A 13,285-nucleotide genomic window follows, 5' to 3' on the forward strand; every position below is an offset into this window, starting at 1 on the left:
GCGCTACCGGCACCTGGGCGCGCTGGATGCGCGGCTCGGCATGCTGTTCGCCCGTACCGTGCAAGCCCTGCTGGACCAGACCGGTCTGGCGCCGAGCGCGATCCGGGCGATTGGCAGTCACGGCCAGACCGTACACCACGCCCCCGACGCCGATCCGCCCTTCACCTGGCAAATCGGCGATCCCTTCCGCATCGCAGAGGCCACCGGCATCGACACCGTGGCGCAGTTCCGGCCGCGCGATATTGCTGCCGGCGGCGAGGGGGCACCACTGGCCTGCGGCTTTCACGCGACGCAGTTCGGATCCACGGACGAGACCCGCGCGGTCCTCAATCTAGGCGGCATCGCCAACATCACCTGGCTGCAGCCGGGTCAGCCCGTGATCGGCTTCGACTGCGGCCCGGCGAATACGCTGATGGACGACTGGAATCGGCGCCACCATCAGACGCCGTTCGATCATGACGGCGCATGGGCCCGCAGCGGCACGCCCGACCCCGAACTGCTGACCCGGCTGCTCCAGGATTCGTTCTTCCAGCGCCCTCCGCCAAAAAGCACCGGGCCCGAATACTTTTCGCCGGCCTGGCTCCGTGCCGGGTCTGGCGACCGCCTGGACCGAGCCCGGCCCGAGGACATTCAGGCCACCCTGGCAGAACTGACCGTGGAGGGCGTGCGGCACGCGCTGGAGCATCTGCACATGCAGCCGCCCGCCCGCTTGCTGGTGTGCGGCGGCGGCGCACACAACCGCCACCTGATGAAGCGCCTCGCCAAGGCCCTGCCCGCGACCCTGGTGGAGACCACCGAACGCCACGGGGTCCCCCCACAGCAGGTGGAGGGTGCCGCCTTTGCCTGGCTGGCCGCGCGAACCCTGGCCGGCGAGCCCGGCAACCTGCCGGAAGTGACCGGCGCGCGCGGCCCACGCGTACTTGGGTGCATCATCCCCGGTGGCCCCCGGGCACCCGGGGGCCACTAGCGCGGGCCGTTCACCCCGACCCGAAACAAATAAGGGCCCGATCCGGAATGCCGGATCGGGCCCTTTCTTAACCGCTTTTCAGCGTCTCTTTAGACCGAGAAGCTGGAACCGCAGCCGCAGGTCGTGGTGGCATTCGGATTGCGGATCACGAACTGCGCGCCCTCAAGACCTTCGGAGTAGTCGATCTCGGCACCCGCCAGATACTGAAAGCTCATCGGGTCGATCAGCAGGGTCACCCCACCATTCTCCACGAGGGTATCGCCATCGCCGACGGTCTCGTCGAAGGTAAAGCCGTATTGAAAGCCGGAACAACCGCCCCCGCTAACGAATACGCGCAGCTTGAGGTTGTCGTTGTTCTCTTCCTCGATCAGCCCCTTCACCTTGGTGGCCGCGGCATCGGTAAAGATCAACGGGCTGGGCATTTCGATGTCCAGTTCCGCTTCGGACGTCATGGGCTCGGACATTCGGGGCCTCCTGTAATAATCATTTTCATTCACGCTACGGAAGACTGAGCCCCGGAGTCAAGAATGCTCATCTTCCGTGGGATTGGTCAGGGCCTGGGTCTCACCCGTCCCCTCCAGCTCGCCCTCGAGGGGATGCTCCACCCGCTTGAGCAAGCCGTCGATCTGCGCGCCCTCTGCCATCTGCAGCACGGTGTAGTAGAGGTTACCGGCCAGACGGGCCGTCTCGCCAAGCTCCACGTGCTCCCCGACATGGACATCGCCACGCACCTCGCCGTTCATCAGCAGGTGCGGAACCGCGACATGGCCCTCGACCACACCCCCGCCCGCGACAATCAGAACGGCCGACGAATCGGTCGCGGCCCGGATATCCCCGATCACGTGGCCTTCGATATGCAGCCCGCCTCCAAACTCGATATCCCCGTGGACCACTGTATGGCGCCCCACCAGGGTATCCACTTTCCGCGCGCGGCGGCCTCGTTTGCGTCCCATCATTGCGTACTCTCCAGCAGGCGATCCCAGTCGGCCCATTCCGAAACCGGTTCAAGATCCTCGTCGTTCGCGGCGCTCGCCCTCAACGTCAACCCGACCGGCTCGAAGCCCTCCGGAAGATGGATCCGGGCGCGCTGATTGCGCAACAACCGAAACCCCTCGACCAGGCGATCGTTCTCCAGCCCCAGCGCGTCGGTCTCCAGGGTGGACAGCGCCTCTTCCCCGCTGGCATAGCCTTCGACCTCCAGCGCCCAGCGCAAATCCACCGAACGACTCAAACCCGGGCGGTAGAGCTGGAACACGACATCAAACACGCCCGACTGCCCCGTGCGCTGCAACTGCAGCGACCGGATACCCAGGGCATCTTCACCCGCACCCTCCGCAAGCCGCCGATAAAACGCCAGGTCCTCGCGCAACTCCAGCAACTCGGCCTCCTGGCGCTCGATGTCGCCAGAAAACGCCGCGAGCTCCGCGGTCTTCATTTCCAGCTGCTGCTCGGCGTGGAGGCGTGCCTCCTCGGCCGCCTGGCGCGCGGCGAGCGCCTGCTCCAGGTCATCCCGCAGGCCCTCGATTCCGCGTTGCGCAGCGACCGTGTCCCGTATGTCCTCGCGCCAGTTCTCGACCAGCCAGGCCCCGCCCGCCACTAACAACAGGATCAGCATCAGCAGCCCCGCGCGCCACCGCCCGCCGCGGCGTCCCGACCCGCTGCGCCGCCGCGCGGGAATGCGCGGAATCCGGGGCAGGCGGGGACGCGGGACAACCGTAGTCATGTGGCAGGCCAGGACATCAGGGGAAAACCGGCAGCCCGTCAAGACCGGCTGTTTCGAACTGGCCGAACATCAGGTTCATATTCTGCACGGCCTGCCCGGCCGCGCCCTTCACCAGGTTGTCGATTACCGACAGCACCATCAGCCGCCCGGAATGCGGCGGCTGCGCCAGCGCAATGCGACAAAGATTGGTGCCGCGCACGCTGGCCGTTTGCGGATGGGCCCCCGGCGGCATCACGTCCACGAACGGCTCGTCGCGATAGCGCTGCTCGAAACAGGCCTGCCAGTCCGCGTCCGCCACCTGCGGGCGCAAATAGAGCGTCGCGTGAATCCCGCGCGTCATCGGCACCAGATGCGGCTGAAAGATCAGCCCGACCGACTGCCCGGCCACGCCACTGAGCGTCTGGTGGATCTCCGGCCAATGCCGATGCCCGCCACTGGCATAGGCACGAAAGTCCTCCTGCACCTCGGCGAAGAGCCCGCCGATCTGCGCCTTGCGCCCAGCCCCACTGACCCCGCTCTTGGCATCCGCGATCACGTCCAGGGGATCGACCAGACCGGCCTCCAGCAGAGGCAGGACCGCCAGCGACACCGCCGTGGGATAGCAACCCGGCACCGCGATCAGTCGCGCATCGCGAATCTGCGCCCGGTTCAGCTCGGGCAGGCCGTACACGGCCTCGTCCAGATACTGCGGCGCACCATGTGCCTGTCCGTACCACTGCGCCCAGAGCTCGGGATCACGGATACGAAAATCCGCCGACAGATCGATAATCCGCACCCCCCGCTCCAGCAGGGGCGCGGCCAATCCGTGCGCTACTCCATGCGGGGTCGCAAAGAAGACAACATCACACTGCCCCAGGGTATTCTCGTCCGGGGCCTGGAACACCGCATCCACCGCGCCGCGCAGGCTGGGGAACAGATCGGCCACCGGCGTGCCCGCCTCGCCACGCGAGGTCACCACCTGAAGATCGGCCGCGGGATGCCGCGCCAGCAGGCGCAGGAGTTCCACGCCGGTGTAGCCGGTGGCCCCGACAACCCCGATGCGGATAGGTTTGCTGTTGGTTGCGTTCGTCATGCTGCGGCATGATACCGCCTTGGCCGGGACCACGGAACGCACGCGGTTTCGGCCAGTCCACAAATGCAGGCTATTCGATCAACGGATCACACCCCTATGAGCAAAGTCAGGATCGACCGCAAGGCCATCTTCGGAGGCATCTTCATCATCGCGCTGGTCGCCGTCGCCGCGACCATCTGGTTGACCGACGACGGCATGCGCCCGGCACCGGCCTTCGCCGCCACCACCCTGGACGGCGAGCCGGTGGCCCTGGAAGACTACGAGGGCCGGCCGGTGATGATCTCCTTCTGGGCAACCAACTGCCCGTCCTGCATCCGCGAAATCCCGGAACTGATCCACCTGCACGACACCTACGCCGACAAGGGCTTCGAGCTGCTGGCGGTCGCGCTGTCCTACGACCCGATCAACCGCGTGGAGGCCATGCGCGAAGATCGCGAAATGCCCTACAAGGTCATCCACGACAGCGACGACGCCTTTTCACAGGCCTACGGCGGCGTGCGCCTGACGCCGACCACCTTCCTGATCTCGCCGAATGGCCGCATCGTCTACCAGAAGTTGGGCGACCCGGACTTCGAACAGATCGAACGCCACCTGGAACGCTGGCTCTCCTGAGCCGCCCCGCGCAGGGACACCGCACCCGCTTCCGAGAAGGACCTCCATGCAAGCCTATAACTGGTTCCTCAGCCTGCACGTGATCTTCATGGTCACCTGGTTCGCCGGGCTGTTCTATCTGCCGCGCCTGTTCGTCTATCACGCAATGACCGAGGACGCCCTCGGTCACGAGCGCTTCAAGGTCATGGAACGCAAGCTGTTCTACGGGATCATGACCCCCGGCGCGCTGATCACCATCCTTTTCGGCGTGATCATGCTGGTGGATCGCTCGTTCTATCTGGCCGAGCCGTGGATGCACTTCAAGTTGACGCTGATCGCGATCCTGGTCGCCTATCACGTCTGGTGCGGCAAGATCGTGCACGACTTCCGCGACGACCGGAACCGGCGCGATCACACCTGGTATCGCTGGTTCAACGAGATCCCGGTCCCGGTCCTGGTGGGCGTGGTCGTGCTGGTGGTCAACCGCTCCATCGTGGATGCGCTCATCGCCATCGGCGTGGTGCTCGGGATCTTCCTCCTGAGTGCGCTGATCGCGCTGTGGCGGGCACGCCGCACCTGAGCTGCGCCCCCGGCCGGCCATGGGTGAGCGCCGCGGTCAGGTCTTGCCGGCGCGCACCAGCCCGCCCAGGCCGGCCTGGACCAGGGCATTGTTGAGCAGTGAGCGGATCTGATCAGCGTTCTCCAGTAGCCGGCACTGCGCCAAAAGCGCCTCGGCGCGGTCGGTGGAAAAGCTGCGAATCACCCACTTCACCCGCGGGATCGAGGACACGCTGACGCTCAGGCTGTCGATCCCCATCCCCAGCAGCAGGATCACCGCGGCCGGGTCGGCCGCCATCTCGCCGCAAACGCTGACCGGCTTGCCCGCCCGGTGCGAACCGTCGGTAATCGTCTCCAGCGCGTGGATGCAGGCCGGGTGCAGGGTGTCGTAGAGATGCGCCACGCGGGCGTTGTTGCGGTCCACCGCCAGGAGGTACTGGACCAGGTCGTTGGTACCCACGGACAGGAAGTCCACCCGCCGGGCAAGCATCTCCGACATGTACACCGCCGCCGGCACCTCGACCATCACCCCGATGCGCGGCATCGGTATGCGGAAACCCTCGTCCAGCAACTCTTCGCGCGCCCGGTTGAGCAGGGTCATCGCGCCCTTCAGCTCGTCCAGCGCCGAGATCATCGGGAACAGGATCTGCAAGTTGTCGTGGGAGCGACTCGCCTTGAGCATCGCCCGCAGCTGAGTCAGGAAGATCTCCGGGTGGTCCAGCGAGATACGGATCCCGCGCCAGCCGAGGAACGGGTTGTCCTCCTTCACCGGGAAATATGGCAGGGCCTTGTCGCCGCCGATATCCAGGGTGCGCAGGGTCACCGGCATCGGATCGAAAGATGCCAGCACCTGCTCGTAGAGCTGGACCTGCTCCTCCTCCCCGGGGAAGCGGTCGCGGATCATGAACGGCACTTCGGTGCGGTACAGCCCGACCCCCTCGGCCCCGGACTCCAGCGACGGCTTGATATCCGCCAGCAGTCCCGAGTTCGCGAGCACCGGCACCGCGACGCCATCGCGGGTCTCGGCCGGGTCCTTGGCCAGCGCGCGCAGGTCCTCCGCCAGTTCGCGCTCCTCGCGCACCAGGCGCTCGAACTCCACGCGCAGCTCGGCGTTGGGGTTCACGAACAGCCGCCCGCGATACCCATCGACCAGGATCTCGCGCCCTTCCAGGCGCCCCACCGGGAGCTCGGACACGCCCATCACCGCAGGGATGTTGAGCGCCCGAGCCAGGATCGCGATGTGCGAAGAACCCGTCCCCTTGGCCGAGACCATGGCCCCCAACCGCTCGATCGGAACCTCCGCAAGATGCGAGGCGGTCAGGTCATCCCCGACCAGGATGCCGCCATCGGGAAATTCGTCCTGGCTGCGATCGGCCGGCAGCAGGTGCGACAGCACGCGGCGACCCAGATCGCGTACATCCGCCGCCCGCTCGCGCAGGTACGGGTCCTCCATGTCCTCGAATACCCGCACGCTCTCACGCACCGTGTCGCGCAAAGCCGCCGGGGCCCATTGCCCGTTACGGATGCGCGTCTGGGTCTTGTGCACCAGAGAGTCGGAACCCAGCAACATCAGGTAGGCATCGAACAGCACCTGCTCGTCCGGCCCCAGGGCCTCGCCCATGCGCTGCTTCAGGTCCTCGATCTCGGTCCGGGTCTCCGCCACCGCCTGCCCGAAATGCTCCAGTTCGTGATCCACCCCGGCGCCTTCGCGATCCGGGATGGAGTCCATGTCCGCCAGGCGGTAGGCCACCACGGCCCGGCCAATGGCCACGCCCGGCGAGCCGGCAATGCCGGTGGCCTCAACGTTCACATGCCCGATCAGCGGGGTCTCGGAAGAGATCTCGTCGTTGAATTCGGCATAGGCAATCGCCCCAGCCAGCTGCGCCGCCAGGGTAATCAGGAAGGAGACATGCTCGTCATCGAACTTGCGCGCCTGGTGCTGCTGCACGACCAGTACGCCCAGCAGGCTGCGCTGGTGGATAATCGGGACCCCCAGAAACGCGAGGAAGTGTTCCTCGCCGGTCTCCGGGAAATAACGAAAACGCGGGTGGTCCTGTGCGCTGTCAAGGTTGACCGGCTCGGCCCGCGAGGCAACCAGACCCACCAGCCCCTCCGACGGATCCATCTCGACCTGCCCGATGGACTCCTCGCGCAGACCCTCCGAGGCCATCAGCACCAGGCGCCCCGACTGCGGCGACTTCAGGTAGATCGAACAGACATCGATCTCCAGCGCCGCCTTCACCCGCGTAACGATGATATGCAGCGCCTCGAAGAAATCCGCGGCACCGTTCACTTCCTGCACCACACGGCGCAGGACCTCGAGCATCGAGGGCTGCTTCGGGACCGTCAACGCGAGGACACCGGCGAACGGGGCTGGGGCTGGGCCGGGCCACGGCGGCCGGAACGTCGCGCGCGCGCCTGCTCGAGCTCCGGGAACATCAGCGGCACCAGCTCGCACAGCGCACGGCGATAGACCTGGCGCTTGAAGTGCACGACCTCGCGTGCCGGACGCCAGTAGTCGATCCAGCGCCAATCATCGAATTCCGGGGTTTCCATCGCATCCAGCACCACGTCGCTCTCGTCTCCGACCATGCGCAGCAGGAACCAGCGCTGTTTCTGGCCGATGCAGACCGGGCGTTGATGGCGCCGGACCATGCGCTCCGGCAGGCGGTAGCGCAGCCAATGGCGGGTACTGCCCAGCACCTCGACGTGCCGGGGGAACAGGCCCGTCTCCTCGTGCAGCTCGCGAAACATCGCCTCCTCGGGCGTTTCTTCCGCATGCACGCCCCCCTGGGGAAACTGCCAGGCCGCCTGCCCGACCCGCTTGCCCCAGAACAGCTGCTGTTCCGCGTTGCACAGGATGATGCCTACGTTTGCGCGATACCCGTCACAATCAATCACTTGCATCAGCCAGACGCTTCTCTATTACTGGCATTGTTCCACAGCCGGTGCCCCGGCGGCAAAGCCCCTACCATGCCTCCGGTGCCGGCCCCAAAAGGGGCCTGTGGCTGCAGCCGACGACGCCCGCCGGTACACTCGCGTCCGATCCAAGCCAACCCGAGAGCACCCTCATGGCCCTGGCCCTGTTCGACCTCGACAACACCCTGCTCGCCGGCGACAGCGATCACGCCTGGAACCAGTTCCTGGCAGAGGTGGGCGCCGTCCACCCGACCTGTCACGCCGAGACCAATGACCGTTTCTACCAGGAGTATGTGGCGGGCACCCTCGACATCCACGAATTCTGCCGCTTCGCCTTCAGCCCACTGGCCGAACACCCGCGCGCGCAGCTCGAAGCCTGGAGGGAGCGCTTCATCGACACGCTGATCCGGCCAATGATCGCCCCCGGCGCCCCGCCCCTGCTGGCCCGACACCGCGAGGCCGGTGACGAGCTGGTCATCATCACCGCGACCAACCAGTTCGTCACCCAGCCGATTGCCGACCTGCTGGGCGTGGACCATCTGATCGCGACCTTGGCGGAGGAAGGCGAGGACCGAGAATTTACCGGCGAATTGGCCGGGGTACCCTGCTTCCAGGAAGGCAAGATCGAACGCCTGCGCCAATACCTCGCGGATCATCCGGATCCCGAGGACAGCATCGCGCAGGCCAGTTTCTACAGCGACTCGCGCAACGACATCCCGCTACTGGAACGTGTGGGGCACCCCGTCGCAGTGGACCCGGACCCGACCCTTTCCGCGCACGCTCACAACCAAAGCTGGCCAGTCATCTCGTTGCGCTAGGGAGCCGCTGATCCATTCGCACGTCCGCGTTGGCGCCCCATTTTTCCCGAGACAAGGCGCGGTGCGCAGTGCCGTAGTCACTCTACGGTCAAGCGGCGCAACGCAGGATCGGGGACAATGGGCCCCCAACCCCTTCAGGGCTCGGCCACCTTTGCCTTCTGGCTTCGGCCCCGCTGGCGGCGTTGCAGCTCGCTCATGTAGCTCGGCTACACTTCGCTCACCGCGCCTTGTCAGCGAGTAAACTCGACCCGAGCGCGGACGTGCGAATGGATTAGCGTCTCCCTGGACGACGGCGTCAGCTGAAGACGCTGGCGATCTCGGCAAGGCGCTGCCCCGCAGGGGTATCCGCCTTGCCGGCCGCCGCGACCGCATCGCGATAGCCGGCAACCAATTCCGGCACCACGGCCACCACCTGCTTGCGCCGCAGGCGCGCAGCACCGGTCACCGGCCAGGTCGCCCGGAAGTCGCAGTTGTCCAGCGCATCGCAGACCCACAGGCTCCATTCGTGGCGGGTCACATCGATCTCGTGCTGACGGATGACCAGCCGATAGACATGCTCGGCCTGCATGTCCTCCATGCCCACCCCGGGACCCACGTGCTCCACCTGCAGCTCCGCCGCGATCCGGTTGACCTCCTGCTCCAGGGCGGCGAGGGCCTGATCGACCTCCGCATTCAGCGTACCGCCAGCCTGGGCGGCGGCCACCAGGGGACGGAGGGACTCGACTTCGAACTCGCTGCTCATGCTGCGTACACTCCCGGAATGCGGAACAAAGAACGCCCCGGGGTGCCGGGGCGCGCGCAACCTTAGCACGGGAGCCCCCATTCATGAATCACCCCCCGATCGCGCTGACCATCGCCGGCTCCGACCCCGGCGGCGGAGCCGGCCTGCAGGCCGACCTCACGACCTTCACCCGGCTTGGCGTACACGGGGCGACGGCCGTAACCGCGATTACCGTGCAGGACACCCGCAACGTGGTGGATTTCACCGTGCTGCCCCCGGAACAACTGCGCGCCCAGATCGAAGTCACCCTGGCCGATCTCGAGGTCGCGGCGATCAAGATCGGCATGCTGGGTTCGGTCGATAACGTCACGTCTGTCTCCGCGCTGCTCGCCGCGCATCCGCATATCCCGGTGGTACTGGACCCGGTGATGGTCGCCGGCGGTGGCGGGGCCCTGGCCACCGAGGCCGTGGTCGACGCCACCCGCGAGGCCCTGCTGCCGCGCGCGACCCTGATCACCCCGAACGGCCCGGAAGCGGCCCGCCTCGCACGCACCGAAGACCCCGCGCAATGGGGGGAACGACTGCGTCAGCTCGGCGCCCGCAACGTCCTGGTCACCGGCGGCCACGAGGGGAGTGGAGACGACCCCATCAGCAACCGCCTGTACCGCGAGGACGGGCACATGCGTCCCTTCGAGCTCCCGCGCCAGCCGGCCGGCTACCACGGCTCCGGCTGCACCCTGGCCGCGGCGATCGCCGCTTTCCTGGCGCGCGGCCGCGACCTGGAACCGGCGGTGATCGAGGCCCAGGCCTTCATGAACGACGCGGTCGCCCGTGGCTACGCCCCGGGTCACGGCCAGCACGTCCCCAACCGGCTGTGCCCGCATGACGACTGAGAGCCGGTCGCCCCTGCGCGGGCTCTACTTCATCACCCCGGCCGTACCCGAGGGGATGGATGCACCCACCGCCCACCTTGGCCACGCCGGTGCCGCGCTGCGCGGCGGCGCGTCCCTGATCCAATTCCGCGACAAGACCCTCGCGGGCAAAGAACGCGAGTCCATCGCCCGTGCCCTGGTCGCCCTCGCCCACGCGCATGACGCGCGCTGCATCATCAACGACGACACCGAGCTGGCCGCCCGCGTCCAGGCCGACGGCGTACACCTGGGGCGCGACGACCCCGACCCGGTGGCTGCACGCCACCGCCTCGGTCCCGACGCGGTGATCGGCGTGTCCTGCTACAACGAACTGGAGCGCGCGCGGACCGCACAGGCCGCTGGCGCCAGCTACGTCGCCTTCGGGACGATGTTCCCGTCCCCGACCAAGCCCGCGGCCGCATATGCCGGACCGGACCTGATCCGCCAGGCCCGCTCCGAACTGGCGCTCCCGATCTGTGCCATCGGCGGGATCACCCCGGAGAATGCGGGCGAGGCCGTCGCCGCCGGCGCGGATCTGGTCGCGGTCATCCAGGGCGTGAGCAATGCACCGGATCCGGAGGCCGCCGCGCGCCGTATCAGCGCGCTGTTCGATTGAGGCGGTCGGAAAACGCCACTCGCGCGGCGTTCCCTTTGCACGACCCGGCGGCCGCCGCTATGGTTGCCGGGCCTACCGAATTCAACGAACCACAGGGACACCGTCATGCAGGAAACCGAGCGTCTGTTCGAGGCCGCCAAAGAACACATCCCCGGGGGCGTGAACTCCCCGGTCCGCGCCTTCAAGGGCGTGGGCGGCACCCCGATCTTCATGGACCGCGCCAACGGTGCCTACATGTGGGACGCCGACGGCCAGCGCTACATCGACTACATCGGCTCCTGGGGCCCAATGGTCGCCGGCCATGCCCACCCCGAGGTGATCGAGGCGGTGCGCGAGGCCTGCAACAACGGCCTGTCCTTCGGCTGCCCGACCCGGCTGGAAAACGACATGGCGGCGAAGGTCTGCGAATTGGTCCCGTCGATGGACCTGGTACGCATGACCAACTCGGGCTCCGAGGCCACCATGAGCGCGATCCGTCTGGCACGCGGCTATACCGGGCGCGACCGCATCGTGAAGTTCGAGGGCAACTACCACGGGCACGGCGACTCCCTGCTGGTGAAGGCCGGCTCCGGCGCCCTGACCCTGGGCCAGCCCAGTTCCCCCGGCGTACCGAAGGAACTGGCCGCGCTGACCAGCACCCTGACCTACAACGACCCCGACGGCGTGCGCGCCTTCTTCGCGGAGAAGGGTGACGAGGTCGCCTGCATCATCGTCGAGCCAATCGCCGGCAACATGAACTGCATCCCGCCGCAGCCGGGCTTCCTCGAGACCCTGCGCGAGGTCTGCGACCAGCATGGCGCGGTGCTGATCTTCGACGAGGTGATGACCGGCTTTCGCGTCTCGAAGAACTGCGCCCAGGGCTATCTGGGCGTGACCCCGGACCTGACCACGCTGGGCAAGATCATCGGCGGCGGCATGCCGGTGGGGGCCTTCGGCGGCAAGCGCGCGATCATGGAACAGCTCTCGCCGCTGGGCCCGGTTTACCAGGCCGGCACCCTGTCCGGGAACCCGATCGCGATGACGGCTGGACTGAAGACTCTGGAGATCCTCAGCCGGCCGGGCTTCCACGACGAGCTCGAAACCCGCACGAAGAAAGTCGTCGCGGGCTTCGAGGACGCCGCGCGCGAGGCCGGCGTGGCCGTGAGCACCAACCAGGTCCCGGGTATGTTCGGGCTGTTCTTCAACGAACAGAAGGTCACCGACTTCGCTGGCGCCACCGCCTGCGATACCGCCGCCTTCGGCCGCTTCTTCCACGCGATGCTGGGCGAGGGCATCTACCTGGCCCCCAGCGCCTTCGAGGCCGGCTTCATGTCCAACGCCCACTCGGACGCGGACCTCGACGCCACCATCGAGGCGGCGCGCAAGTGCTTCAAGGCGCTCTGAGCGCCTTTCCCGTCTCGCCGGGCCGGCCGGCTCCCTACCCGTCGGCCCGGTCCCTGCCTCACGCCCCGATCATCCCGACCCGCTCATGCTCGAGACCCTGACCCAGTCGCCGCTTGGCCTGGGGCTGCTGTTCGTGACCCTCGGTCTGGTCGCCGGCATCCCGGCCGGAATGTTCGGGATCGGTGGCGGGCTGATCCTGGTGCCGGTGTTCGTGGGCGTGTTCAGCCTGCTGGCCTTCGACTCGGCCAGCCTGGTGCAACTGGCGGTCGGCTCCTCGCTGGGCGCGATCATCCCCACCGCAATCCTGTCGGCCCGTGCCCACCACCGCCGCGGGGGCGTGGACGGCGCCGCGGTGCGCCGGCTGCTGCCCGGCATCATCATCGGCGCCCTGATCGGGGCCTGGCTGGCCACGCGCATCGACTCCGACCACCTGGGTCGCATCTTCGGCGCCTTCGAGCTCGCCATCGGCCTCTGGATGCTGCTGAACATTCAACCGCCGGAGGCGCCCGTACCCCGTCGCAGCATCTGGCTGGGCGGCGGTACGCTGATCGGGGCCATCTCGTCGCTGATCGGCATCGGCGGCGGCACGCTGACCACACCATTTCTCGTCAGCCAGGGACTGGAGCTGCGCCGCGCCATCGGCTCGGCGGCCGCGCTGGGCGTGCCCATTTCCATCGGCGCCAGCCTGGTCTTCGCCCTCCCACAGTGGACCGATCCGACCTACCAGGCGCCGGAGTGGGCACTCGGGTATCTCTATCTGCCGGCCATCCTCGGTGTGGTCATCGGCACAGCCGTCAGCGTGCGTGGTGGCGTCTGGCTGACCCATCACCTGCCGGTGGCCACCCTCCGCCGCGGCTTCGCCGGCGTGCTGATCCTCGCCGGCATCCTCATGCTCCTCCGCTAGCACCACGCCTTACCACGCCTGGGGCCAGTTCGTCACCTGGCACCCTGCGGTGCTTTTCGCCTGCATGCTGCCCAGCGCCCACTTACGACGAATTCCTGGTGC

The 13,285-nt window shown here is 67.4% G+C and carries 15 protein-coding genes (1 of these 15 cut by a window edge); 8 read left to right on the plus strand and 7 right to left on the minus strand.

The annotated features are described in order from the left end of the window. Positions 1-967, plus strand: the 3' portion of a protein-coding gene (locus F816_RS0110725; protein WP_019594720.1) for an anhydro-N-acetylmuramic acid kinase. It extends 170 nt beyond the left edge of the window; 967 of the gene's 1,137 nt are visible here — the last part of the coding sequence; the start codon falls outside the window, past its left edge; the stop codon is at positions 965-967. An 89-nt stretch (positions 968-1,056) separates the two neighbouring features. Here the strand turns inward: F816_RS0110725 and erpA are convergent, their stop codons facing one another. The 4 genes from erpA to argC all read right to left on the minus strand — a co-directional run bounded on the left by erpA (position 1,057) and on the right by argC (position 3,762). Next, positions 1,057-1,431, minus strand: a complete 375-nt coding sequence (gene erpA, locus F816_RS0110730) for an iron-sulfur cluster insertion protein ErpA (RefSeq protein ID WP_018145294.1) — start codon at positions 1,429-1,431, stop codon at positions 1,057-1,059. Positions 1,432-1,488: 57 nt separating this feature from the next. Continuing rightward, a complete protein-coding gene (locus F816_RS0110735) occupies positions 1,489-1,923 on the minus strand; it encodes a polymer-forming cytoskeletal protein (protein ID WP_019594721.1) in 435 nt (144 codons plus the stop codon). After that, a complete protein-coding gene (locus tag F816_RS0110740) occupies positions 1,920-2,582 on the minus strand; it encodes a DUF6776 family protein (RefSeq protein ID WP_019594722.1) in 663 nt (220 codons plus the stop codon). Before F816_RS0110740 ends, F816_RS0110735 begins: the two co-directional genes overlap by 4 nt. A 124-nt stretch (positions 2,583-2,706) precedes the next feature. Continuing rightward, positions 2,707-3,762: an N-acetyl-gamma-glutamyl-phosphate reductase gene (gene argC / locus F816_RS0110745; protein ID WP_019594723.1), complete on the minus strand. Its 1,056-nt coding sequence runs from the start codon at positions 3,760-3,762 to the stop codon at positions 2,707-2,709. A 96-nt stretch (positions 3,763-3,858) separates the two neighbouring features. On the opposite strand from argC, the gene F816_RS0110750 reads away from it, so the two are divergent. Both F816_RS0110750 and F816_RS0110755 read left to right on the plus strand, forming a co-directional pair. Beyond that, a complete protein-coding gene (locus F816_RS0110750; RefSeq protein ID WP_019594724.1) occupies positions 3,859-4,374 on the plus strand; it encodes a peroxiredoxin in 516 nt (171 codons plus the stop codon). Positions 4,375-4,420: 46 nt separating this feature from the next. Continuing rightward, the gene (locus tag F816_RS0110755) at positions 4,421-4,933 is read left to right on the plus strand and encodes a CopD family protein (RefSeq protein WP_019594725.1); all 513 of its coding nucleotides are present in this window, start codon (positions 4,421-4,423) and stop codon (positions 4,931-4,933) included. 36 nt (positions 4,934-4,969) lie between these two features. Here F816_RS0110755 and ptsP read toward each other — a convergent pair whose 3' ends face one another. After that, positions 4,970-7,237 carry a phosphoenolpyruvate--protein phosphotransferase gene (gene ptsP / locus F816_RS0110760; protein WP_018145288.1) on the minus strand — a complete coding sequence of 756 codons (2,268 nt, stop codon included), beginning with the start codon at positions 7,235-7,237 and terminating at the stop codon, positions 4,970-4,972. A gap of 20 nt (positions 7,238-7,257) precedes the next feature. Then, positions 7,258-7,818, minus strand: coding sequence for an RNA pyrophosphohydrolase (locus tag F816_RS0110765; RefSeq protein WP_018169060.1), 561 nt, complete (start codon positions 7,816-7,818; stop codon positions 7,258-7,260). A gap of 164 nt (positions 7,819-7,982) precedes the next feature. Between F816_RS0110765 and F816_RS0110770 the strand changes: the two genes are divergently transcribed. Further along, complete coding sequence (locus F816_RS0110770; RefSeq protein ID WP_019594726.1) at positions 7,983-8,648, plus strand: HAD family phosphatase; 666 nt, start codon at positions 7,983-7,985, stop codon at positions 8,646-8,648. Between the two features lie 295 nt (positions 8,649-8,943). Here F816_RS0110770 and F816_RS0110775 read toward each other — a convergent pair whose 3' ends face one another. Further along, positions 8,944-9,390, minus strand: a complete 447-nt coding sequence (locus F816_RS0110775) for a hypothetical protein (RefSeq protein WP_019594727.1) — start codon at positions 9,388-9,390, stop codon at positions 8,944-8,946. A gap of 83 nt (positions 9,391-9,473) precedes the next feature. Between F816_RS0110775 and thiD the strand changes: the two genes are divergently transcribed. From thiD to F816_RS0110795, 4 genes are all read left to right on the plus strand, one after another. Beyond that, positions 9,474-10,262, plus strand: coding sequence for a bifunctional hydroxymethylpyrimidine kinase/phosphomethylpyrimidine kinase (gene thiD, locus F816_RS0110780; RefSeq protein WP_019594728.1), 789 nt, complete (start codon positions 9,474-9,476; stop codon positions 10,260-10,262). Next, positions 10,252-10,896, plus strand: a complete 645-nt coding sequence (gene thiE / locus F816_RS0110785; protein WP_026333234.1) for a thiamine phosphate synthase — start codon at positions 10,252-10,254, stop codon at positions 10,894-10,896. Before thiD ends, thiE begins: the two co-directional genes overlap by 11 nt. A 105-nt stretch (positions 10,897-11,001) precedes the next feature. After that, the gene (hemL, locus tag F816_RS0110790) at positions 11,002-12,279 is read left to right on the plus strand and encodes a glutamate-1-semialdehyde 2,1-aminomutase (protein WP_019594730.1); all 1,278 of its coding nucleotides are present in this window, start codon (positions 11,002-11,004) and stop codon (positions 12,277-12,279) included. An 85-nt stretch (positions 12,280-12,364) separates the two neighbouring features. After that, positions 12,365-13,183 carry a sulfite exporter TauE/SafE family protein gene (locus tag F816_RS0110795; protein ID WP_019594731.1) on the plus strand — a complete coding sequence of 273 codons (819 nt, stop codon included), beginning with the start codon at positions 12,365-12,367 and terminating at the stop codon, positions 13,181-13,183. Positions 13,184-13,285 lie beyond the last annotated feature (102 nt).

The organism is Thioalkalivibrio sp. ALM2T (genome assembly GCF_000381505.1).
Lineage (GTDB): Bacteria > Pseudomonadota > Gammaproteobacteria > Ectothiorhodospirales > Ectothiorhodospiraceae > Thioalkalivibrio > Thioalkalivibrio versutus.